Annotated in this window: 22 protein-coding genes; 13 read left to right on the top strand and 9 right to left on the bottom strand. The window is 37.4% G+C overall.

Annotated features, from left to right (window positions below):
• Positions 1-103: 103 nt before the first annotated feature.
• The 7 genes from FW781_RS13520 to FW781_RS13490 form a co-directional block, all read right to left on the bottom strand.
• Entirely contained in the window at positions 104-463 is a 360-nt protein-coding gene (locus FW781_RS13520; protein WP_149387903.1) for a response regulator transcription factor, read from the bottom strand.
• 9 nt (positions 464-472) lie between these two features.
• Positions 473-3,175, bottom strand: a complete 2,703-nt coding sequence (locus FW781_RS13515; protein WP_172625741.1) for an ATP-binding protein — start codon at positions 3,173-3,175, stop codon at positions 473-475.
• Positions 3,168-3,362 carry a hypothetical protein gene (locus FW781_RS13510; RefSeq protein WP_149387901.1) on the bottom strand — a complete coding sequence of 65 codons (195 nt, stop codon included), beginning with the start codon at positions 3,360-3,362 and terminating at the stop codon, positions 3,168-3,170. Before FW781_RS13510 ends, FW781_RS13515 begins: the two co-directional genes overlap by 8 nt.
• A gap of 66 nt (positions 3,363-3,428) precedes the next feature.
• Positions 3,429-3,656: a DUF6814 family protein gene (locus FW781_RS13505; protein ID WP_034696261.1), complete on the bottom strand. Its 228-nt coding sequence runs from the start codon at positions 3,654-3,656 to the stop codon at positions 3,429-3,431.
• 43 nt (positions 3,657-3,699) lie between these two features.
• On the bottom strand, positions 3,700-5,280 hold the full coding sequence (locus FW781_RS13500) for an MFS transporter (protein WP_149387900.1): 1,581 nt from the start codon (positions 5,278-5,280) through the stop codon (positions 3,700-3,702).
• A gap of 46 nt (positions 5,281-5,326) precedes the next feature.
• On the bottom strand, positions 5,327-6,706 hold the full coding sequence (locus FW781_RS13495) for a porin (protein WP_149387899.1): 1,380 nt from the start codon (positions 6,704-6,706) through the stop codon (positions 5,327-5,329).
• A gap of 253 nt (positions 6,707-6,959) precedes the next feature.
• Positions 6,960-7,376, bottom strand: a complete 417-nt coding sequence (locus FW781_RS13490; RefSeq protein ID WP_149387898.1) for an IS1/IS1595 family N-terminal zinc-binding domain-containing protein — start codon at positions 7,374-7,376, stop codon at positions 6,960-6,962.
• A 160-nt stretch (positions 7,377-7,536) separates the two neighbouring features.
• Between FW781_RS13490 and FW781_RS13485 the strand changes: the two genes are divergently transcribed.
• From FW781_RS13485 to argH, 8 genes are all read left to right on the top strand, one after another.
• Positions 7,537-8,223, top strand: coding sequence for a GNAT family N-acetyltransferase (locus FW781_RS13485; RefSeq protein WP_149387897.1), 687 nt, complete (start codon positions 7,537-7,539; stop codon positions 8,221-8,223).
• Complete coding sequence (locus FW781_RS13480; RefSeq protein WP_149387896.1) at positions 8,195-9,409, top strand: argininosuccinate synthase; 1,215 nt, start codon at positions 8,195-8,197, stop codon at positions 9,407-9,409. The genes FW781_RS13485 and FW781_RS13480 overlap by 29 nt, the downstream gene beginning before the upstream one ends.
• A gap of 33 nt (positions 9,410-9,442) precedes the next feature.
• Positions 9,443-10,408: an N-acetyl-gamma-glutamyl-phosphate reductase gene (argC, locus tag FW781_RS13475; RefSeq protein WP_149387895.1), complete on the top strand. Its 966-nt coding sequence runs from the start codon at positions 9,443-9,445 to the stop codon at positions 10,406-10,408.
• A gap of 114 nt (positions 10,409-10,522) precedes the next feature.
• Positions 10,523-11,662, top strand: a complete 1,140-nt coding sequence (locus FW781_RS13470) for an aspartate aminotransferase family protein (protein ID WP_149387894.1) — start codon at positions 10,523-10,525, stop codon at positions 11,660-11,662.
• A 36-nt stretch (positions 11,663-11,698) separates the two neighbouring features.
• Positions 11,699-12,655 carry an N-acetylornithine carbamoyltransferase gene (locus FW781_RS13465; RefSeq protein ID WP_149387893.1) on the top strand — a complete coding sequence of 319 codons (957 nt, stop codon included), beginning with the start codon at positions 11,699-11,701 and terminating at the stop codon, positions 12,653-12,655.
• 88 nt (positions 12,656-12,743) lie between these two features.
• Positions 12,744-13,538 (top strand): acetylglutamate kinase, encoded by a 795-nt coding sequence (gene argB / locus FW781_RS13460; RefSeq protein ID WP_149387892.1) that lies wholly within the window; start codon positions 12,744-12,746, stop codon positions 13,536-13,538.
• The gene (locus FW781_RS13455) at positions 13,513-14,595 is read left to right on the top strand and encodes a M20 family metallo-hydrolase (RefSeq protein ID WP_149387891.1); all 1,083 of its coding nucleotides are present in this window, start codon (positions 13,513-13,515) and stop codon (positions 14,593-14,595) included. Before argB ends, FW781_RS13455 begins: the two co-directional genes overlap by 26 nt.
• A gap of 348 nt (positions 14,596-14,943) precedes the next feature.
• A complete protein-coding gene (gene argH / locus FW781_RS13450) occupies positions 14,944-16,248 on the top strand; it encodes an argininosuccinate lyase (protein WP_149387890.1) in 1,305 nt (434 codons plus the stop codon).
• A gap of 432 nt (positions 16,249-16,680) precedes the next feature.
• Here the strand turns inward: argH and FW781_RS13445 are convergent, their stop codons facing one another.
• Positions 16,681-17,142, bottom strand: coding sequence for an Lrp/AsnC family transcriptional regulator (locus tag FW781_RS13445; RefSeq protein WP_149387889.1), 462 nt, complete (start codon positions 17,140-17,142; stop codon positions 16,681-16,683).
• A 239-nt stretch (positions 17,143-17,381) separates the two neighbouring features.
• Between FW781_RS13445 and FW781_RS13440 the strand changes: the two genes are divergently transcribed.
• From FW781_RS13440 to FW781_RS13420, 5 genes are all read left to right on the top strand, one after another.
• Entirely contained in the window at positions 17,382-18,272 is an 891-nt protein-coding gene (locus tag FW781_RS13440; protein WP_149387888.1) for an aspartate carbamoyltransferase catalytic subunit, read from the top strand.
• 228 nt (positions 18,273-18,500) lie between these two features.
• The gene (locus FW781_RS13435) at positions 18,501-19,574 is read left to right on the top strand and encodes a carbamoyl phosphate synthase small subunit (RefSeq protein WP_149387887.1); all 1,074 of its coding nucleotides are present in this window, start codon (positions 18,501-18,503) and stop codon (positions 19,572-19,574) included.
• A gap of 67 nt (positions 19,575-19,641) precedes the next feature.
• A complete protein-coding gene (locus tag FW781_RS13430) occupies positions 19,642-19,992 on the top strand; it encodes a four helix bundle protein (protein WP_149387886.1) in 351 nt (116 codons plus the stop codon).
• Positions 19,993-20,048: 56 nt separating this feature from the next.
• Positions 20,049-23,231, top strand: coding sequence for a carbamoyl-phosphate synthase large subunit (gene carB, locus FW781_RS13425; protein ID WP_149387885.1), 3,183 nt, complete (start codon positions 20,049-20,051; stop codon positions 23,229-23,231).
• Positions 23,232-23,499: 268 nt separating this feature from the next.
• The gene (locus FW781_RS13420; protein ID WP_149387884.1) at positions 23,500-24,000 is read left to right on the top strand and encodes a hypothetical protein; all 501 of its coding nucleotides are present in this window, start codon (positions 23,500-23,502) and stop codon (positions 23,998-24,000) included.
• Between the two features lie 77 nt (positions 24,001-24,077).
• On the opposite strand, the gene FW781_RS13415 is transcribed toward FW781_RS13420, so the two are convergent.
• Entirely contained in the window at positions 24,078-24,479 is a 402-nt protein-coding gene (locus FW781_RS13415) for a nuclear transport factor 2 family protein (RefSeq protein ID WP_172625726.1), read from the bottom strand.
• Positions 24,480-24,617 lie beyond the last annotated feature (138 nt).

Below are 24,617 nucleotides of genomic sequence, written 5' to 3'. Positions count from 1 at the left end.
TTATCCTTGACAAGGATAATTGGTAGCCAAGATGAAGTAATAATAGTTTTTACTACTCGCTATCTGAAGTTTTATATCTTGATTCTTGGCTCTTAATTCTCTCTTAAAACATCTCTTCAATCTGCTGCATCAGTTTTTTGATGGAGTAGGGTTTTGTAACATAGGCATCAGCACCCCTTTCCAATCCTTTTCCAATATCTCTGGGATTGTTTTTAGCACTCAGAAAGATCACTTTGGTGTCTCTTAGTTTTTCGTCTTGCTTTATGAGGTCCAAAGTACTGTAGCCATCAAGGTTTGGCATCATAATATCGAGAAGGATCACATCCGGGACCATTGTTTTCAAAAAGTCGAGGACTTCCGTACCGTCACGGGCAATATAAACGTCATAGCCATTTTTTTTGAAGCTGTATTCCAGCGACATTAGTATTTTGTGTTCATCATCGGCAATAATTATCTTTCTCATAAGAAGGTTTTAATGGTGTTCAACTTCATCTGTAGTCTCTTTTTTAGTTTTTTCAGGAATGCTTATAGTGAAAGTTACGCCCAGTCCGCTGTTTTCAGCTTTTATGCTTCCTCCGTGTGCCTGTATAATTTTTTTGGAAATGGCCAGTCCCAGTCCGCTTCCTGTAGGCTTTAAAATATTTTGGTTTTTCGATTGATAAAACTTGTCAAAAATCATTTCCAGATCTCCTTCCGGAATATGTTTCCCGGTATTGAAAATACTGATTGTCAACTGCTCGTCTTTTTCAAATAATTTGGTCTGGATTGTTCCCTGATCTTCTGTGAATTTTAAGGCATTTCCCCAGATGTTCTGAAACAGCTGAATCATTCTTGCTTCATCATATTCAAATATAAACTGATTCAGAAGATTAACCTCACTTAAATGAATATTTTTCTGCTGTATCAGGTGAAGAAGCGGGCTTAATGCTTTTTTATAAGTTTCAATAATATTATTTTCCTGAATGTGTAAAGAGATTTCGCCATGCTGTAATTTGTCCAGATATAAAATATCGTTGATGATTTCACTCAATCTGTCAGATTCTGTGATAATGTTGCTTAAAAACTCCTGTTTGATGTCAAAAGGAATATCGTCATCATCTGCTAAAATTTCTCCTGCAGAACGAATGGCAGTGATGGGAGTTCTCAGTTCGTGGGCAACAGAGTCCAGGAAGTCGTCTTTTTGGCGGTCTTTGATGATGAGGTTCTCATTGGCGGTTCGTAGATCGTCGGAAAGTTTTTGCAGTTCTTCGGACTGTTCGGTAAGCTTTTTATTTAAGCTGATATTTTCTTTAGATTCTTCAAGAATATTTAAAACCTCTTTTAAAGATATCTTATCTTCTTTGGTAACCCCTTCAATTAATATTTTTGCTGAAGCTGTACCGATTCTTCCTGCTAAAAGGTTTTCTGAAAATTTGATAAATCTTGAATCGGCGGTTTCTGTTTTGGAGTCGATATTATATTTTAAATTAAAAATTCGCAATGCCTGCTCTGTTTTGTTTTTGCCTAAAAAGCGTTCCAGAATATTCTGAATATCCGAAATATAAGCTGTTCCACGCCAGATAAAAGCATTTTCATGATTCTGAATGTATTTGTCAATGTCTACATACAGTTCAGCAAAATTTCTTTCACGGTAATTTCCTTTAGAACTTACAGAAACAATAGTAAACAAGCTTGTATTCACGAGCATCGACCAGAAAAAGATCTGAGGAATTCTTCCCAGATAAGGAATGGTGAAAAAGCCGAAAGCATTATACATATCCCTGATTACTCCTTTAAGCTCCTGGTTGTATGAAAAATAATACTGTGGAATGATAAGTCCGAAATAACAAATCACTAATCCTGCTAAAAGTCCTGTTACAGCGCCTTTATAACTTCCTCTTCTCCAGAATAATGCTCCGAAAAATGCAGGTGCCAGCTGGGCAATGACAACAAATGAGATCAATCCCACAGAATCCAGTGAGGTCTTCAGAATAAAATACTTATAGAAGGCAAAAGCCATAATGATCAGAGCGAAAATGCTGATTTTTCTGATATTGGTAATGCTTCTTGTATTTTTTTCTTCACTTTCAGATTTTAATTTTCCAAGCAGTCCATATGGAATGATGAGGTTATTGGAAAGCATGATGGAGAGAGTAATGGCGGAAATAATGATCATGGAAATACAAGAGCTCAATCCTCCAAGAAAAACAAGCACTGTGATTAAGGTATTACCAAAATGCTGCGGAATCAGGATAGAGTAGAACTCAGGGTTTACTTTCTGTCCGTCGAAAATCAGCCTTCCTCCCCAGGCAATCGGAAAAATAAATACGGTGAAGATTAAAAGGTAAAGGGGAAAAAACCAGATCGCTGTTTTGATATGTTTTTCCTGTCTGTTTTCGACAATGGCGGTGTGAAACTGTCTCGGAAGAATACAGATCGCCGTAGCGGAAATCATACACAAAATCATCCAGTTCATGGCACCTTCAATCCCGTTGAAAGTGTTTTTTTCTTTAAAATCTTCAAACTTGCTGGCCTTCTCATAGATATCTGAGAATCCATCAAAGGCATAATAAATCACGAAAAGTCCGAGAATAATAATAAAGAATAGTTTTAAAAAGCTTTCCAGGGCGATAGCAGAGATAATTCCCAGACGTTTTTCCGAAGCATCTACATATCGTGTTCCATAATAAGAGGAAAATAAGGCAATTAAAACCACCACAAAAGTAGCGTTATCAGTCAGGATATCTTTCGACATCGGTGTTTCCGTCACCAGATGGAATGTTTCCGAAATGGCTTTGATCTGCAGCCCGATATAAGGAACAATAGCCAAAAGACAGACTACTGTAATAATAGCACTCAGGCTTCTGCTGTTCCCATATCTTAATGAGATAAAATCGGCAAGGCTGCTTATTTTATTGACTCTTGAAATTCTCACAATCCGGGTATTGATGTAGATCCATGCCGGAATGATCATAATAGGGCCAATGTAAATCGGCAGATAGTTTAATCCGCTGGTAGCTGCCACACCAATGCTTCCATAATACGTCCACGCAGTACAATATACCGCAAGAGACAGGGCGTAGATGTAAGGATTGTTGATCCATAGTTTACTCCTTTTCTTCTCTGCCAGATGAGCAACTAAGAAAAGAAGGGCAAGGTAAAACAGAACAACAAAAAATAATGCGAAACTACTCATCATGCCTTTTTATAATGACAAAAGAAATCACAATGGAAATCATCCAGACTGCGAACAGGTAGATCAGAATCATAGGATAGCCCAAAACTTCCCTGTCATTGTTGAATAGCAATGAAATAGGAATGCTGAAAGCGATCATAAGTCCTACGCTCAGTATGATAAGTTTTTGCTCGTGTCTCTTTTTCATAAATGATTACTGGTAAAAGATAATTGATGAATGCCGCATTCATCAATTATCTGTTTTATATTGTTTTTAAATTTTATCGTCAGAATATTCTCCTTTTAAGGCATAATAACCGAAAATGGCCATTCCGCCTGAAATTATCGGCATCAGTACAAAAAGGATGATAATGCCAAAAACCAGGTCTTCCTGTTTTCCGGATGCGATTTTGGGGATTCCCAATACCGTAATTCCGAAATATCCTACAATCACCGCAATGGCGATCCAGAGAATGCCTAATATTTTTTTTAGTCCGTTCATTTTAGTAGTTTTAAAATTAATAAAAATTTGAGTGATTCAGTGCCTAATCGTGAAGATTGTTGTTCTTATTTTTAAGATAAAACAATCCGATGATGAGACATATCGTAGCCACTCCAATCGGATACCATAATCCTTCAAGATACCATGTTGCATGTCCTGCATCTTTTCCAGTGGTTACAAGATAAGTCGCTACGGCCGGAAGAAGGCCTCCGAATACCCCGTTTCCGATATGATAAGGTAACGACATTGAGGTATAGCGGATTCTTACAGGGAACATTTCAACAAGGAAAGCAGCAATAGGCCCATATACCATGGTTACAAATATGACCTGGATAAATACAAGGAACACCAGATACCATTTAGTGTCATCGCTCAATTTTACAGAAGTTGATAATTTTGGCTCCTCCGCTTTTCCGTCTTTCATGACAATTCCTGCAGGCGACCAGTGAACGATACTGTCTTTTTTGATCAGAGTGCCGTCCGTGTAAAGAGTTTCTTTATGAAAAGTAACCAGGCTGTCCGTAGCAATATCACTATGGATTTTAGCGGTTCTTTTTTCTGTGATTCCATTGGCGGCAACGGTTTTGCTTTCAAGGTTTACACTTTTGAACATACTGTCATAAATAGGTCTGTAAGCAAGAATAGCGACTAACATTCCGGTCATCATCACTGCTTTTCTCCCGATTTTATCAGACAGCCATCCGAAAAATACAAAGAAAGGTGTTCCTAAAAATAAAGCGGTAGCCATCAATGAATCCACCTGTGCAGATTCTACATTCATTACCTTTTGAAGGAAACTCATAGCGTAGAACTGTCCTGTGTACCAGATGACGCCTTGTCCCATTGCTGCTCCGAATAAAGCTAATAATACAAACTTAAAGTTGTATCTGTTCCCGAAACTCTCTTTTAAAGGGTTTTTAGAAGTTTTCCCCTCGCTCTTAGCCTTAGCAAAAAGAGGCGATTCTTTCATATTCTTTCTGATGACATAGGAAACGGCAACCATCAGAATCGAGATCCAGAAAGGAACTCTCCATCCCCAGTTGTCAAATTCTTCTGCTGACAGGGTTGATTTTGTGATGAGAATGACGATCAGTGAAATGAAAAGTCCTGCTGTTGCGGTAGTCTGAATCCAGGAAGTCCAGTAGCCTCTTCGGTGAGGTTGGGCATATTCTGCAACATAAGTGGCAGCACCTCCGTATTCACCGCCAAGGGCAAGTCCCTGAAGTAATCTTAAAATTAATACTAAAACCGGTGCCATAAACCCGATGGTTTTATAGCTTGGAATACACCCGATCAGGAAAGTAGAAAATCCCATGATCAGTAAAGTAACAAGAAAAGTGTATTTTCTCCCGATAATATCTCCCAGTCTTCCGAAAAATAAAGCTCCGAAAGGTCTTACAACAAATCCGGCAGCAAAAGTAGCCAGAGTAGATAAAAACGCTGCGGTAGGGTTATCTGCAGGAAAAAATTTAGTAGCTAAAACAATGGCTAAACTTCCGAAGATATAGAAGTCGTACCATTCTATCAGGGTGCCGAGTGAAGAGGCAGTGATAACACTCCATATGGTGCGGTTTTTCTGCCTGTCGGTCATATTTTCGTAGCTTTCGTGATGATTTTCGCTCATATTGATTAGTTTTTGATGTTAGTGGAATAGGATAGTGAGTAATGTTCTATAGATAGATTTGAAACTGTACAATAAATTCTCCTTTCGAAGAAGGGCTTTCCGTAGGATTGGTATAGACCGGTCTTGTTGAATATTGGGTCGTGATTTTTGCATGATGTCCATCTATGAACCAATTGGCTCCTACATCAAACTGGGACGAAGATTTATCGAAAGCCTCAAAGCTTTTGTGAGTATACGCTGCAAAAGGCTGTATTCTGATTTTTGGTTTTTCTGCCTGGCTTGGTAATAGTAAACCAGCCTGTGCGTAGATAATATTACCTGTTCCGATGGTCGGTTGCAGGTTTCCTGGTCCTGCGATTGCTTTATTCCCTATAAAATTAGGATCTGAAGCTGCGATATTCATTGTTCCCAGGTTTCTTACATAGTTTGGACCGAAATTATAATTGTAATATCCGGCATAGGCGGAAACGGCCATTTTGTTTTTCGCTTCTCCCAAAGGAATGTCTGCAAAAGCATCTACGGCAAAAAGAGTAATGTCATGCTTCTCAATGTTGGAATTCACGGAAGTTCTTGTTCCGTCTGCCTGATGATAAAAGCCGGCTCCTACATTGAAGACTTTCTTCGTTCCCAGATAAGATCCTACTTTGTATGGGAGTGTATTGGATTCCTCATCCAGAAACTGATATTCCACATATCCTGCTTTGGAAAAACTGGGATTTCCATTGTTGTCTACCGCAACAGCTTTTGAAGGATCTGTCACATTCACGGGGATAAGATCTGTGGCAAAGGGTTTATTTAAACTGAAACGGTATTCCAGTTTGCCATATTTACCTTTCGCGAACATGCCGAGTTGTCTTGCAAATTGATCAGAGTTGTCAATCAGTGGCCATGAAAAAACAGGAGAATCTAAAGTGAGGAAATTGAGCGTAGAAGCCATTGTCATACGGGAAAGTCCCATATAATAATGTAGCCCTGCTCCTAAAGATAAACTGAATTTCCCTGCTTCTCCAGGTAAAATAACTGCATATTCGTTCCAGGCATCATGAAAAAATAACTGGGTTTTCTTTCCATTTCCGTAACCTCCTGTGCCGGAAGTGCCTGTGGCCCCACCATTAATGAAGGTCTGGTTGTTGATTCCGAAATGAAGGAGAATCATGTATCTTTTAGAGACCTGTGCATAGGCTAAAGCACGTAATCGTCTGTTTCCTATACTCCAGGAGTTGTCTGTGGGCTCACTGCCTACCATACTTCCGGGATTCATAGAGGTATTTCTCAGCCAAAGCTGGTCCCATAAAATAAAGCGGACAAATTTATCACCGTCCGGGTTGAGGTTTATTTTTAAGCCATTGCCATAATCAGGAGAACCTTGAGAGTATACGGAACTGCTGATTAAGGCTACTCCAATAAATGTAAGTAATTTCTTCATAAATTATCAATTTTTGGCGTTGTTTTTTGTGAAAGCCAAATTGTAATTAATAATTTAGTTACGAAAATTTAATATATATTAGTGGTAATACTATAGTTATGATTTGTTAGATTATGAGTTTCGAGTTCCGGGATCCGGGTTTTGCGATCCGTGTTGCCAGGTACAAGATTCAATGCCTGGGATTCATGGATCGTTGGTGCTTAGTATGTTATTTCGTATTTTATATCCCGTAACTCGCACCCCGCATCCCGCACTATTTTTTAAACCTTTCCCACTTGATCAGCATGTACTTATCAGCAAACTGAGTAATGATTATCCCTGAATTTTTAATGTTGTCTTCCTGAGCGATATACTCAATAAGTTCATTCTGCTTTAGTATTTTATAAACAGGGTGGAACTCGGAGTGGGGGGGTCTAGTAATATTGTATTTTTTAATCCATGAGCTTATAGTCACGTGAGAAACTCCGATAATTCTTTCTATTTCACGATAACTAAGTCCTTCCAGATATAGCTGAAGCGCTTTGGTGACATAATAATCATCAATCTGTTTTCCTAATTTTTTAACGGTAAAATAATAGTTGCAGTCTTTGCAGTGGAAGCGTTGCTTTTCATTGATGATCCCGCTTTTTACCACTTTGGTGCTGTTGCATTTAGGACAGGTATTTTCCATAACTATATTATTTTAGCAAATATATAATAAATTAGCAAATGTATATTTTTGTATAAAGATAATTTTACCTGTATAAAATTTTAAAACAAAAAAAATATCTTTTTTATTTGGATTTTAAAGAAATTATATTTTAAATTTGCCAAAAAAATTAGATAAATAAATGGAAATAGAAATTTCCTCATGCGAACATCTAATGTATGTGAGTGAAATACAGCAGGAAATGTATGATTCTGCACAGCGCAGAGGAACGGGGATCGCAAAACGTTCCATAGAATATTTGAGTAAGAAGATTTCGGAAGGCAATGCTGTGGTAGCCACTGAAAATGGTGAGTGGGTAGGTTTCTGTTATATAGAGACCTGGTCACATGGGAAGTTTGTGGCCAATTCGGGATTGATTGTGTCTCCGAAATTCAGGAACGGGGGCGTGGCAACTCAAATCAAGCAGAGGGTTTTCCAATTATCTAGAGATAAATATCCGGAAGCTAAAGTGTTCGGATTGACAACAGGTTTGGCAGTAATGAAAATCAACAGTGATTTAGGATATAAACCAGTAATTTATTCTGAACTGACTCAGGATGAAGAATTCTGGAACGGCTGCAAAAACTGTGTGAACTATGAGATTTTAATGATGAAGGAACGTAAAAACTGTTTATGTACAGCCATGTTGTTTGTTCCTGAAAATGATAAAAAAAAAGAGGGGGTGAATAACCAGCCTGATAATAAATATGATGAAACGAACCAATCGGATTTTGAGTATTCTGTACAAAAATCCCTTGATGAGTTTCATTTGACAACTAAAAAAAATAAAAAGAGTCCAGATGAAAAAGAAAGTCATCTTAGCGTTTAGCGGAGGTTTAGATACTTCCTACTGTGTAAAATATCTTAGTGAAACATTAGGGTATGATGTGTATGCAGTTACTGTAAATACCGGAGGTTTTTCAAAAGAAGAGGAAAAAGAACTGGAAAGAAAAGCTTTAAACCTTGGGGTAAAAGATTACAGGTGTGTGGACGCTCAGGAGGATTACTATAATTCATGTGTGAAATATCTGATTTTTGGGAATGTATTGAAGAATAATACCTATCCTCTTTCTGTAAGTGCTGAGCGTACGATTCAGGCGCAGGAAATTGCAAAATATGCGATTGAAGTAAAAGCAGATGCTATTGCTCACGGAAGTACCGGAGCCGGAAATGATCAGGTCCGTTTTGATTTGATTTTCCAGGTAATGTGCCCGGATATTGAAATTATTACACCTATCCGCGATATGGCTCTGTCCCGTGAAGAAGAAATTGAGTTCTTAAAAGATCATGGTTATGAAATGGAATTCCATAAAGCACAATATTCCGTAAATAAAGGACTTTGGGGAACTTCAGTAGGAGGAAAAGAAACTTTGACTTCAAGAAACTATCTACCAGAAGAAGCGTTTCCATCTCAGATTAAAGAAACCCAGCCTTCAGAACTGGAGATTGAGTTTAAAAACGGAGAGGTAATAGGAGTGAATGGAGAAAACTTTGAACATTCCGTATATGCGATTCAAAAAATAGAAGAATTAGCTTCAGCTTATGGAATAGGCCGCGATGTTCATGTAGGAGATACGATTGTTGGGATTAAAGGAAGAGTGGGATTTGAAGCCGCTGCAGCATCAGTGATCATCAAGGCACATCATTTACTAGAGAAGCATACGCTTTCAAAATATCAGCAAATGATGAAGTCTCAGTTATCCGACTGGTATGGAAACTGGCTTCATGAAGCGCTATTCCTGGATCCTGTGATGAGAAATATAGAGTCTTTTCTGACGGATTCTCAGAAAACAGTCAGTGGAAAAGTGTTTGTAACTCTTTATCCATACAGATTTATTCTTAACGGAATTGAATCTGATCATGACCTGATGTCTGATAAATTCGGAAGTTATGGAGAGGCTAACAGAGCATGGACAGGCGACGATGTGAAAGGATATACAAAGATTGTAAGTAATTCCTTAAATATATACCATCAGATTAACCAGAATATCAATGAGTTCCGAAAGGAAAATTAATGTAAGGCAGAATGAAATTCTGTCAGAATCAAAATGAAGAAAACAGTAGGAATAATTGGTGCCAACGGTTATACAGGAAGTGAGCTGATACGCTTACTGGCTTTTCATCCCCATGTGACATTGAGTTTTTTATATAGTCGTTCGAATTCGGGAACACCAATTTCGGATCTGTACCCGGATTTAACGACGGTTTGTGAAATGGTTTTGACAGATAAACCCGAAGATGTAGATATTCTTTTTCTGTGTCTTCCTCATAAAGAAAGTCAAAACTGGTTAACTCAAAATCCTGTAAAAGATGAAACGCTGGTGATTGATCTCGGAAATGATTTCCGTTTAGAAGGAAATTTTGGAAATAGAAATTTTATCTACGGATTGCCTGAAATCAATAAAAAACAACTGGCGGGGGCAAGAAGTGTTGCGAACCCGGGATGTTTTGCTACAGCAATTCAGTTGGCTTTACTGCCATTAGCAGAAAAAAAAGTGTTAAATGAAGTTTTTACTACAGGGATTACAGGTTCTACGGGAGCTGGACAGTCTTTGCAGGTAACAACTCATTTTACCTGGAGAAATGATAATGTTTCAGCTTATAAAACTTTAACACATCAACATGTAGATGAGATTTTACAACAGCTGATTTCATTTAATAATAAAGAAGTAAACCTGAATTTTGTTCCCTGGAGAGGAGATTTTGCAAGAGGAATTTTTACAAGTTCCACCATGAAGACGGATTTGATGCTGGAGGAAATAGAACAATTGTATCAGGATTTTTATGCGGAGGAGCCTTTCGTTACGGTAAGTAGGAAGGCAGTTGATTTAAAGCAGGTTGTCAATACCAATCGCTGTGTGATTCAGATCGAAAAGAGTGGAAATGTTGTCGTTATTCACTCAGCGATTGACAATTTGTTAAAGGGAGCTTCAGGGCAGGCAGTACAGAATATGAATCTGGCCATGAACTGGGACGAAAATGCAGGATTAAACTTAAAACCAATAGCATTCTAAGGTAAAATGTATTAATGAGGTAGAAGGTTGCAGATAATAGGTTGCAATAGTATAAAGAATAACTATTTGGACCTGTAAATTTTCAACCATCAACTAACAACTAGCAACAAAAAAATGAATTTATTCAACGTATATCCATTATTCAATATAAATCCGGTTAAGGCACAAGGATCTTTCCTTTGGGATGACAAAGGTGAAAAATATCTTGATTTCTACGGAGGTCACGCTGTAATTTCCATTGGTCATAACCATCCGTATTATCAGAATAAGCTGAAAGATCAACTGGAAAAAATATCTTTTTATTCCAACTCCGTTCAGAACGAATTACAGACTGAGCTGGCGGAAAAGCTGGGAAAACTTTCAGGATATGAAGATTATAACCTTTTCTTGTGTAATTCAGGAGCGGAAGCCAATGAAAATGCATTGAAACTGGCTTCTTTTCATAATGGAAAAAGCAAAGTGCTGTATTTTTCAGGTTCATTTCACGGAAGAACTTCGGCGGCTGTTTCAGTAACAGACAATCCAAAAATTGTAGCTCCGGTTAACTTTTCAGAAAGATTCATCAAATCAGAATGGAATGATATACAGCAGCTTGAAGAGACTTTTGAGAAGTACGGAAGTGAGATCTCTTCTGTCATCATTGAAGGAATTCAGGGAGTAGGCGGAATTATGATCCCTACACCGGAATTTTTATCTAAAATTAAAGAACTGTGTGAAAAATATGATGCTGTTCTTATTTTGGATGAAGTACAATCCGGATACGGAAGAAGCGGTTATTTCTTTGCGCATCAGGAGTTTGATGTTCAGGCGGATATTATTACTACAGCAAAAGGAATGGGGAATGGTTTCCCGGTAGGTGGAGTTTTGATCCATCCTAAATTCCAGGCAAGCAACGGTTTGCTGGGAACTACATTCGGGGGGAATCATCTGGCTTGTGCCGCTTCCATTGCTGTTCTGGATGTAATGAAAGATGAAAATCTTATCGAAAATGCTCAGAAAATGGGCGAGTATATTGAAAATGAAATTAAAGATTTACCTCATATTAAATCCATCCGAAGGAAAGGATTGATGATTGGAATAGAGCTCGACGGAGATTGCTCAGAAATAAGGAAAAGCTTATTGTTCGATCATCATATTTTCACAGGAAACTCAAATGATAAAACAGTGTTGAGGATTCTTCCGGCACTCAATATCAAAAAAGAGGAAACTGATCTTTTCATCAATGCTTTGAAAACAGTATTGGAAGGAAGCTAAAGGATTAAAAAACAAAATCTTTAAAATCAATTTAAAATGAAAAAATTTACCTCTGTAAGTGATGTAGAAAACTTACAGGAAATCATAAAAAAAGCTTTACAGATAAAAGCAGATCCCCTTACCGAAACGGAAAAAGGAAAAGGAAAAACAATTGGACTTGTATTTTTAAATTCAAGTTTGAGAACCCGTCTCAGTAGTCAGATTGCAGCTCAAAACCTCGGTTTAAATGTATTAACATTAAACGCTGCGCAGGAAGCCTGGAATCTTGAATTTGCTGATGGAGCTGTAATGAACGGAGATACTGTAGAACACATCAAAGATGCTATCGAAGTCCTGAATCAATATTGTGATATTATCGCAGTACGTTGTTTTGCAGGAATGAAGAGCAAAGAAGATGATGTGAACGAAAGTATCTTGAGCCAGTTTGAAAAACATGCAAAAGTGCCTGTGATCTCATTGGAGTCTGCAACACGTCATCCGCTGCAAAGCCTTGCAGACTGTATTACCATTACAGAAAACTGGGAGAAAGACTATAAACCAAAAGTGGTATTGACCTGGGCGCCGCACATCAAACCTATTGCACACGCCGTTGGAAATTCTTTTGCAGAATGGATGCAGGAAATGGATGTGGAACTGGTGATTGCCAATCCGGAAGGATATGATCTGGATAAAAACTTCACCAAAGATGTAAAAATAATCCATAATCAGGATGAAGCTTTAAAAGATGCTGATTTCATTTATGTAAAGAACTGGTCTTCTTTTGATGACTATGCAGCAATGCCTGAAGTGAAGGGAGACTGGATGCTTACCAATGAAAAATTAACGCTTACCAATGATGCGAAAGTGATGCACTGTCTTCCCGTTCGCCGTAATGTGGAGCTGAGTGATGAAGTAATGGATGGAGATCATTCTATCATCTATCAACAGGCAAAAAACCGGATTTTCTCTGCACAGGCTGTTTTCAGTGAAATTTTAGATGAGCTGAATGCCTGATAATTTTTTCAATCCAGAATCTTGATCCCTGTCACGGTTTTAATCTTTGATAAGAACAGAAAAGAGTAAGGACTTCAAAATGTTTACAATGAAAGAAAAATTATACATCATAAAAATAGGCGGAGCTTTAATTGATGATGAGGAATTATTAACCCAATTCTTAGAACAATTTTCTGAAATTCAGGAAAAGAAGATCCTTGTACATGGTGGAGGTAAATTGGCTACAACGCTGGCAGATAAACTCGGCATCGAGCAGAAAATGATCAATGGCAGGAGGATTACAGATAAAGAAACACTGGATATTGTAACCATGGTATATGCGGGAGGAATCAATAAAAATATTGTTGAAAAACTGCAGCAGAAAAAGTGCAATGCCATAGGGTTTTCCGGAGCAGACGGAAACTTAATCAAAGCTAAAAAAAGGGAACATCCTGAAATAGATTTTGGATTTGTAGGAGATATCACAAAGAAAAGCGTAAACAGGAAGCTGGTTTCAAAATTGATCAAACTGGATCTTATTCCGGTATTTTCAGCGATTACCCATGATAGAAAAGGAAATCTTTTCAATACCAATGCAGATACCATTGCTTCTGTAATGGCGCAGGCCATGTCAGAGAAATATGAAGTTGAATTGCTGTATTGTTTTGATAAAGAAGGTGTTTTGGAGGATGTGGATGATCCGGAATCAGTGATCAGAAGTGTTACTGAGGAAGATTTTACGGTGTTAAAAGAAGAAGGAAAACTTCACAAAGGGATTTTACCCAAACTTGAAAATGCTCTGGGAGCGATAAAAAATAATGTAGAAAAAGTGTTTCTCATCAAGGAAACAGAACTGAAAAACCATATAGAAAATCACCATGCAGGAACTGAAATCTGTTTATAATAAAGAAGAGTTGTTAAACAACGCGGTCGGATTACTTAAAAATTTGATTGAGATTCCTTCATTCAGCAAAGATGAATTCAATACGTCGGTGGAAATTGAGAATTTTTTTAAAAAGCATCAGATTCCTACGAAACGTTTTAAAAACAACATCTGGGCAGTGAATAAACATTTCGATGTATTTAAACCTTCCGTTTTACTCAATACCCATCATGATACGGTAAAGCCTAACAAGGCGTATACACTTGATCCGTTTGTTCCTGTTGAAAAAGAGGGCAAACTGTTTGGGTTGGGAAGCAATGATGCGGGAGCTTCTTTGGTTTCCATGGCACAGGTTTTTTTACATTTTTATGATAAAGAAGATTTAAAATATAATTTAGTGATTGCTTTGACGGCAGAGGAGGAGATTTCAGGATTTGATGGAATTGAGGCACTCTTTCCGCAGCTACCCAACGTAGAACTCGCCATTGTAGGAGAACCCACGCAGATGAATCTGGCGATTGCAGAAAAAGGACTTCTTGTGATTGATGGAGAAATGAAAGGGACTCCTTCTCATGCCGCTCATCCGAATAATGACAACTCGATTGTAAAATGTATGGAGGATCTCCGGAATATTTTAGCCTTCAGATTTCCAAAGGTTTCAGAATACCTGGGAGAGGTTAAAGTTACTTTATCAGGAATTCATGCAGGAGTACAGCATAACGTTGTTCCCGAATCATGCAATTTTACACTGGATGTAAGGGTGACGGATGAATATTCCAATCAGGAAGCATTTGAAATTATTCAGTCTCAGATGAAATCTACTTTAACGGCAAGATCGTTCAGACTGAATTCTTCAAAAATTGAAATGGATCATCCGTTTGTGAAAGCAGGCCTTGAAATAGGAAGGACAACATATGGTTCTCCAACATCTTCGGATCAGGCTATTATTCCATGTACATCCGTGAAAATAGGCCCCGGAGACAGTAGGCGCTCTCACACTGCAGATGAATTTATCTATATCCAAGAAATAGAAGAAGGAATAGAAATCTACATCAGAATTTTAGAAAAAGTGTTATAAGGAATGGAAGAGGAAGCAGGAAGATGGACGTTATTACAGTTAGTTTGTAGTTCGCTTCCGGCCTTCAGCTTCGGGTTTCCAGCTCAATATATGTTTTGACTCCGCCCGGCAGGCACGAAGTTTAGTTTTTAATAAGATTTATGCAAAAAAGAAAATTAGAAATGAAAGCTTCACATAAGGAAATGTTTTTTTATAGTTAATAGTAATAAGGATTGCCTTGCCGGGCATGTCAAAATCAATCAGTATTTTAAATCAGGGATTATGAAATCACTACCAACGAATTTTTCTGGTAATACAGCAGATAGAAGTGGTGATTGCATATGATTTTTAAAAAATAGACAATTAAATATGAAAAAAATATGGCAGAAGGATGACCTTGCCACCAATATATTAGTCAATAATTTTACCGTTGGGAAAGATCTTGACTTTGACGAACGTTTGGCCAAATATGATGTCAAAGGTTCTATGGCACATTGCAAAATGTTAGCAGAAACCGGGATTATTTCCCAGGAAGAATCAGAGCAGATGTTATCTGTTTTAAATAGTATTTTAAATAAAATTGAAGACGGTAGTTTTGAAATTGATAAAGAAGCTGAGGATATCCATTCTCAGGTAGAAGCAATCTTAATAGAAGAATTAGGAGATACAGGAAAGAAAATTCATACGGCACGATCTAGAAATGATCAGGTTTTACTCGATATTAAATTATATTTATTGGATGAGATCCGTGAGATTACGGCTCTTACCGATGAGTTTTTCCAGATTTTAATTCAATTGGCAGATCAGCATAAAAATGTTCTGCTTCCGGGATATACCCATTTGCAGATTGCGATGCCTTCTTCATTCGGATTGTGGTTCGGGGCTTATGGAGAAGCCCTTTTGGATGATGTGGAAATGCTGTTTTCAGTAAAGAATATCATTAATAAGAATCCATTGGGTTCAGCAGCGGGTTACGGTTCTTCGTTTCCGATCAACCGTGAAAGTACAACCTATAATTTAGGGTTCCAGTCAATGAACTACAACTCGGTATACGCTCAGATGACCCGTGGGAAATCAGAAAAAATGCTGGCAATGTCAATGGCTACTTTAGCGGGAACGCTTGGGAAATTTGCTTATGATGTATGTTTGTACTTGAACCAAAACTTTGATTTTATCAGTTTCCCAAAGGAATTTACCACAGGAAGCAGTATTATGCCTCATAAAAAGAATCCGGATATTTTCGAGTTGGTTCGTGCGCGATGCAACAGAATTCAGTCACTTCCGAACGAACTTATTTTATTGACCAACAATCTGCCTTCAGGATATCACAGAGATGTGCAGCTGACCAAGGAAATTCTTTTCCCAGCTATTGATTCCCTGAAAGAGTGTCTGGAGATCTTAAGCTATACTTTACCTAATATTCAGGTGAAAGACGGAATTCTGGAAGATGAAAAGTACAAATACCTTTTCAGTGTAGAAAAGATCAATGAAGAAGTGAAAAACGGAAGCTCATTCCGTGACGCTTATGTGAAAATAGGGCAGGAGATTGAAAATAACGCGTTTGAATTTGAACCCGGAAACCTTGAACATACCCATCAGGGAAGTATCGGAAATCTTTGTCTGGATAAAATAGAATATCAGTTCAATAAACTGAAAAATAAATTATTGGGTTAGAATCTGAGTCATTAAGATCATAAAACTTAAGCAAAAATCAGTAGAATCTCTAAATTATTTTAGCCTGCTGCCTTTTCGTTGTGAAAGCCTTAATCTTATAAATCTTATCTGCTTAAGTGATCTTAATGGCTGGATTTTACTCTGCTCTTTGAATTTGATGATTGATCTTTAATACTGGCTATGGTTGGAAATTGAGATTAAATATGCTGGTAAAATTTTATCGGAGATAAAATCTTTGCGCCTTGAAACATAAAGTTAGGTAATTTCTTTTGCGTCTTTGCGTTTTCTAACAAAATAAGAGATTGGAAAGGAAAGAGTGTTGGTAAACGCAAAGGCGCAAAATGATAATGTGTATATTATTTTTAAGGCGCGAGGAAAATCAAAGATTTTCAGCAAGAAGTTTAAATCAGTTTTGGTTTAAAAATAAAATGATTATTCCAGGTCAATTTTAAACTTAGTAGATTTTTTTACTTCGTGAAGCACAATTGAGCTGTGGTATTGCCCGATATTAGGAATGTTTGAGATAACATTCACAGCAAATTCATTATACGAATTGATATCTTTGGCAATGATCTTCAGCATATAGTCGTACTCTCCGGAAAGACTGATGATTTCCTGTACCTCATCATATTTTCCAATATGATTTTCAAAGGTTTCCAATACTTTCTTGGATTGTTCCTTGAGACGGACATTACAGTAGACTACAATATTTAACCCCAGTTTTTCACGGCTTAAAAGTCCTACATATTTCTGAATGATCCCATGTTTCTCCAATTGTTTGATTCGTTCATACGTAGGAGTAAAGGTAAGACCAATTTTTTCGGAAATTTCTTTAACCGATAAAGTGGAATCTTCCTGAATAATGCTGAGAATCATTTTGTCTTTTAAATCCATAAAATAAATTGAGTTGTAACAAAAATATTAATTTAAAATGAGAATAAGGAAATACTGAGGTTTTTAATTTATTTTAAACTTTGTTTTTGTAGGTTCATAAAATTGTTGTATCTTTGCACCTAATGAATAAAAAAGCATTTATATCATTAGATTTACCGGGCGAAAGCGCCCTTTACGATATTTATTGTTATTAGCGAAGATTGTTGTCTTCGCTTTTTTTATGCCCAAAAATAAGAATTATGTTTACGATTACAGAACTAAGCACCGAGAGAATCAACAGTATACTGACAGAAGCGCTGGCTTTTGCGAACGGTAAAACTGCTAAAATTGAAGGAGAAGTTTTTTGCTCAAACCTTTTCTTCGAAGACAGTACAAGAACGAAAACAAGTTTTGATCTTGCAGAAAGAAAACTGGGACTTCAGATAGTTCCGTTTGATGCATCACACAGTTCGGTAAACAAAGGGGAAAGCCTTTATGATACAGTAAAGACCATTGAAAGTATAGGAGTAAACCTTGTGGTAATTCGTGATAAGAAAGACAGATACTTCGAAGAACTGAAAAATATTAAGATTCCTGTGATCAACGGAGGAGACGGAACAGGAAACCATCCTTCACAGTGTATGCTGGATCTGATGACGATCTATCAGGAATTCGGAAAGTTTGAAGGATTAAAGGTAGGAATTGTAGGAGACGTAAAACACAGCCGTGTTGCCAACTCCAATGCAGAAGCATTAAGAAGACTAGGTGCTAAAGTATATTTCTCAGGACCTGAACAGTGGTTTGATGAAGGAGCGCTGATCAATGGAACTTATATGTCGGTTGATGAGCTGATTGCTGAAGTAGATGTTCTGATGTTATTAAGAATCCAGCATGAAAGACACGATGCTGCCATGAGTTTCTCTGCTTCAGAATATCATAAAAGATATGGGCTGACCAAAGAAAGAGAGAAAGCTATGAAAAAAGAAGCAATCATTATGCATCCGGCGCCTATCAACCGAGGAGTAGAAATAGATTCAGACCTTGTAGAATGCAAAAGATCAAGAATCTTTAAACAAATGGAAAACGGTGTTTTCGCCAGAATGGCCATTTTGAAAGAAGCATTGGAAGAGAAAGGGTTTACCTTTAAATAAGAAGAAAAGGTAAAAGAACCAGGTTAAAGGCTAAATAGCGGTCTGCTAATATAAAAGCAAAACCTAATAAAAGCAAAAAAGGATATATAATCCAAGCCTCGTAGAGGCGGTCTGTTAATAGCAATGGGTGAAACCCATAGAAGAAAAAAAGGATATAGATCATCCAAGCCCTGTAAGGGCGGTCTGTTAATGACATATAAATAAAATAATAAGAGATAAAAGTTTAAAATGAAGAAAAAATTAATACTGGAGTCCGGTGAAGTGTTTCATGGAGAAGGTTTCGGAGCAGAATTGGAAACTGCAGGGGAAGTAGTTTTCAATACCGGAATGACAGGATATCAGGAATTGATTTCTGACCCGTCGTATTGCGGTCAGATAGTTTGTATGACCTATCCGCTTATCGGAAATTATGGTATTAACCGTGATGATTATGAAAGTATTGAGCCGGCTATCAAAGGACTTATCGTAAAAGAATTGTGCGATCTTCCTTCCAATTTCCGTACTCAGATTACTTTAGATGAACTATTTAAAAAGAAAAACCTTTCAGGAATTTCAGGAATCGACACAAGAAGACTGACAAGAATTCTTCGTAACCATGGAGTAGTAAAAGGTAAGATTGTAAATGCTGATGCAGATGAAACTGCAGTAGCTTCTGAGTTGAAATCAACAAATTTTCCAACCAACCAGGTAGAAGAGGTTTCAACAAAAACACCGTATGCTAACCCGAACAGAGGTTTCAAAGTAGTGTTGGTAGACTTCGGTGCAAAATTGGGAATTATCAGAGAGCTGTCTCAAAGAAACTGTGATATCATTGTGGTTTCTCAGGATACTACAGCAGAAGAAATCCTGTTGATGAATCCGGACGGAATTATGTTATCAAACGGTCCTGGTGACCCGGAAGATGTACCGCATGCTTTAGAAATGATCAGAGGATTATTAGGTAAAGTTCCCATCTTCGGAATTTGTTTAGGGCACCAGTTAATTGGTCTTGCTTGTGGAGCGAAAACTTTCAAGCTTAAATTCGGACACAGAGGAGGAAACCACCCGGTATTGGATTTAGAGAAAAATACAGTCGCCATTACTTCTCAGAACCATGGATATGCTGTAGATCAGGAAAGCTTAAAAGGAACAGACCTTATCGAAACGCACATCGCATTGAATGACAGAACAAACGAAGGATTAAAACACAAAATCCACCCTTGTTTCTCAGTTCAGTATCACCCTGAAGCGAGCCCGGGCCCTGAGGATGCAAACTACCTGTTTGATGAGTTCATTCAAATGATGGAGGACTTTAAGAAGTAAGATAACAGAACCAAGAACCAAGAATCAAGAGCCTAGAATCAAGATTTAAGACTTAAGAGAAAAGGATATGCATAACTTTGAAAAATTACTTTTCTGGCAAAAATCAATTGTGTTGGCAAAAAATATATACATGATTTGCCCAGAGATCAGTAGTGATGAAAAGTATGGTTTAATTTCACAGATTAGAAGGTGTACTATTTCTATTCCGTCTAATATTGCTGAAGGTTCTGGAAGAAATAGCAATAAAGAGTTTAATCATTTTCTTGCTATAGCTTTAGGTTCTGCATTTGAATTGCAAACTCAGTTGATTTTGGTGAAAGAGTTAGATCTTTTATCTGAAGAAAAAGTAAACGCTTTACTAAATGAAGTTTCTGAAATTCAAAGAATGATTTATTCATTCAAAAATAATTTAAAATAAAGTCTGGAAATCTTGGCTCTTGGCTCTAGGTTCTTGACTCTAATAAAAAAAGAAAAATGGCAAAACGTACAGATATAAAAACAATTTTAGTAATCGGTTCAGGACCTATCATCATCGGTCAGGCCGCTGAATTTGATTACGCAGGAACGCAGGCTTGCCTGTCTTTGAAAGAAGAAGGCTACAAGGTAATTTTGATCAACTCAAACCCTGCAACAATCATGACGGATGTGGAAATCGCTGATAAAGTATATATCGAGCCGATTTCATTACAGTTTGTAAGCCACATCATCAGAAAAGAACGTCCGGATGCATTATTACCAACATTGGGAGGTCAGACAGGTCTGAACATGGCGGTAGAACTTGAAAAATCAGGAATTCTTGAAGAATGCAAAGTGGAAGTACTGGGAACAAAGCTTTCTGCAATCAACAGAGCGGAAGACAGAGACCTTTTCCGTGAGTTGATGAGAGAGTTGAATGAGCCGGTTCCGGAATCTGATATCGTTAATACGGTAGAAGGAGCACTTGCTTTCGCAGATGATATCGGATATCCTGTAATTGTTCGTCCTGCCTTTACCATGGGGGGAACAGGAGGAGGTATTGCTTCCAATGAGATAGAATTGAAAGAAATTGCCGAATTAGGATTAAAGCATAGCCCGGTTACACAATGCTTAATTGAGAAATCAATCGCTGGATTCAAAGAAATAGAATACGAAGTGATGCGTGATGCAAACGACAACGCCATTGTGGTTTGTAACATGGAAAATATTGACCCGGTAGGAGTTCACACAGGGGATTCTATCGTAGTAGCACCTTCTCAGACCCTTTCAGACAGAGAATATCAGTTACTGAGAAATGCTTCTTTAAAGATCATCAGAGCATTAGGTATCGAAGGAGGATGTAATGTACAGCTTGCCTTAGATCCACATTCATTTGAATATTATATCATCGAGGTAAATCCAAGAGTATCCCGCTCATCAGCTTTAGCAAGTAAAGCAACAGGATACCCGATTGCAAAGATCGCTGCAAAAATTGCTGTAGGACTAACGCTTGACGAAATCATGAACCCGGTAACTGGAAAAACATACGCGTGTTTTGAGCCGGCACTGGATTATGTGGTAACAAAATTCCCAAGATTCCCATTCGATAAATTTGAAACTGCAGACAGAAGACTTTCCACTCAGATGAAAGCAACTGGTGAAGTAATGGCCATCGGGAGAAATCTTGAAGAATCTTTACAGAAAGCGATCCGTTCATTAGAAACAGGAATCAAGCATTTAGGATTAAAAACAAAACAAGCAGAGGCACTTACTGCTGAGGAAATTGAAAGAAGAATCAGAGTATGTGATGATGAAAGACTATTCATCATTGGAGATGCTTTAAGAAGAGGGTACGACTGGGAACAGATTGTAGAATGGAGTAAAATCGATAAATTCTTCATCTGGAAACTGAAAAAGTTAGTTGACTTCGAAAAAGTAATCGCTGCTAACAAATTTGATAAAGAAACATTAATCGAAGCTAAAAAATTAGGCTTTGCAGATATCAATATCGCAGTTCTTTGGGATGTAAAAGAGCGTGAGATTTTCAACTTCAGAAAAGAAAACGGAATAATGCCGGTTTTCAAAATGGTAGACACTTGTGCTGCTGAGTTTGAAAGTGAAACACCTTATTTCTACGGAACCTACGAAGAAGAGAACGAAAGTGTTGTTTCAGACAAAGAAAAGATCATCGTACTAGGTTCCGGACCTATCAGAATCGGACAGGGAGTTGAGTTTGACTACGCAACTGTTCACTCAGTATGGGCAATTAAAGAAATGGGTTACGAAGCGATTATTATCAACAACAACCCTGAAACAGTTTCTACAGACTTCTCTATCTCTGATAAACTCTATTTCGAGCCGCTTACAGAAGAAGATGTAATGAACATCATCGAGCTTGAAAAACCAAAAGGAGTAGTAGTACAGTTCGGAGGGCAGACTGCGATCAACCTTGCAGATAAATTAGCCTCTCACGGAGTACAGATCTTAGGAACTTCACTGGAAGATCTTGACAGAGCTGAAAACAGAGATAAATTTGAAAAAGCACTTCAGGAGCTGGGAATTCCTCAGCCAAAAGGAAGAACTTCAACTTCTAAAGAAGAAGCTATAAAAATTGCTAACGAAATCGGTTACCCGGTATTGGTACGTCCAAGCTACGTTCTTGGAGGTAGAGCAATGGAAATTGTATACGCAGAAGCAGAACTGGCTCACTACATGGAAAATGCAGTAGAAGCCAGCCCGGAACACCCTGTATTGGTAGACAAGTACATGGTAGGAAAGGAAATTGAAGTAGATGCCATCTGTGACGGTGAGACAGTAGTGATTCCTGGAATTATGGAGCATATCGAAAGAGCAGGAGTTCACTCCGGAGACTCAATCGCGGTATATCCGCCACAGAATATCTCTCAAAGTGAAATTGATACTTTGGTAGACTATACACAAAGATTGGCAAAAGGATTAAAAGTTATCGGATTAATGAATATCCAATACGTTCTTTTTGAAGGAAATGTATATGTAATCGAAGTAAACCCTCGTTCTTCAAGAACTGTTCCTTTCTTATCTAAAATTACAGAAGTTCCGATGGCTAATCTTGCAACAAAGGCAATCTTAGGACAAAAACTGAAAGACTTAGGCTATAAAAACGGATTGGTTCCAAACAAAGAAGGAGTATTTGTAAAAGTACCGGTATTCTCTTTCTCTAAACTAACGAAAGTTGATATCTCTTTAGGCCCTGAAATGAAATCTACAGGAGAGGTTATGGGGAAAGATACTACTCTTGAGAAAGCACTTTACAAAGGATTGGTAGCAGCAGGAAGAAAAGTTCCGATGCACGGTTCTATCCTTTTCACAGTAGCAGATAAGCACAAAGGAGAAGCTGCTGCTCTTGCAGCAAGATTCCATGAAGTAGGATTCAGAATCTGGGCTACAGAAGGTACTGCGAAGTTCTTTGAGGAAAAAGGAATCCCTTGCAAAATAGGATACAAAATCGGAGAAGAAAGTGTAAACCTTATCGACCTGATTCAGAAAGGAAAAGTTCAGTATGTTGTGAATACCACTACAAAAGGTAAGCAGGCAGAAAGAGACGGATTCCAGATCAGAAGAATGAGCGTAGAAAACGGTGTTCCTTGTTTAACTTCAATGGATACGGTAGAAGCAATTCTAAAAGTAATCGAAAGCATGAGCTTCAAAATGGAGACGATGTAATTTCGACCAAAATCAATATTCCAAACCTCATAGATTTCAGAAATCTATGAGGTTTTTTAATTTAGATAAGATTACTGCCCTTGATAAGGATTTGAAAGCAATTCATAAAAGGAAATAAAATAAATACAAATAGTTATCAATCATTTTTATCATACATCTTAAAAAAGCATTTATGTTTACCGAATTATTTATAAATTAGAGCGTTAAAATTCAGGCTGTTATTACTATTTAAAAACTAATAAAAACTTCACCAAATCCAGATATAACCATGGCAGAATATTACGCAAAATCAAGCAATTCTTTATCTTTTGAAGTCACAAAAGAAGAGACATTAATTGGAAAACTTACTTATACAAGCTGGTTTAAATTTAATGCTGTTATTGAAATTGCAACTGGTCAGAACTATCAGGTGGAACCAAAAGGTTTTTGGGGAACCACTATTGAACTGAAAGATCATGAAAGAGTCCTTCTAAAGTTCAGGATGAACTGGAATGGTGAAATCGTGGTGCAGACTTATTTTGACGGCGTGAAAAACGGCTATCTCTTTAAACACAGAGGCATCTTTAAAGAATCATTTGTCCTTACAGATCAGGAAGGAGTGGAGCTTATGATCATAAAACCTCATTTAAAATGGACCTCCATGAATTATGAATATCAGATCACAACATCTGATGCTTTTGAAATGTTTCCGGATAAAGAGATTGTTTTAATTAACGCTTTGCACTGTGCTAATTATTACATGTCGATGATGGCTGCTGCCGTGATATAGAAAAGATAATTTTAGATCATTATATAAAAGCGAAAGAAAAATCTTTCGCTTTTCAATGTTTTTACTGCTGGTCTTTATTATTTATCCAAAGCTTTTGAAACTGCCAAACTATCTTCCAATAATCTGTAGCGTATTATTTTATGATCCTGAATACGCATCTGAATACAGAATAAAGACTCTGTAATATTACCTGTTGTAAGCATCTTCGTTGCAAATTCTCCTGTAATAACAGCATTTTCATGATCAGTGAAAATATGGTCGATTTTAGCAAAAATGGGTTCTGTATTTTTCCATAAAAGTTCAAAAAAGTCAGATACTTCCTGTTTATTGCTTCTTACTCCCAGCCAGGGTGCTTTTTCTTCATCTCCAGGTATATACCAATCTACAGTGTCAGAAAATAAATTGGTTAACTCTGTTAGATTTCTCTCCGAAAGATGCTGAAGGAAATCCTGAACGGTTTCCTGAATGTTGTTATTCATTTTTTCTATAAATTTTAAATTTCCTGAAACATTTTTAAAAAAAATAAGTTTAAAAGAGTTTAAATTCATTTTTCCACGGCAAATCCTTTTTGGAAAATTCCAATCAATAATGCCCTAAATATATAAAATTAGAAGATA

Origin of the sequence: Chryseobacterium panacisoli (assembly GCF_008274625.1) — a bacterium.
Lineage (GTDB): Bacteria > Bacteroidota > Bacteroidia > Flavobacteriales > Weeksellaceae > Chryseobacterium > Chryseobacterium panacisoli.
Note: the sequence above shows the minus strand (reverse complement) of the source record. Positions and strands in the feature narration are given on the sequence as shown.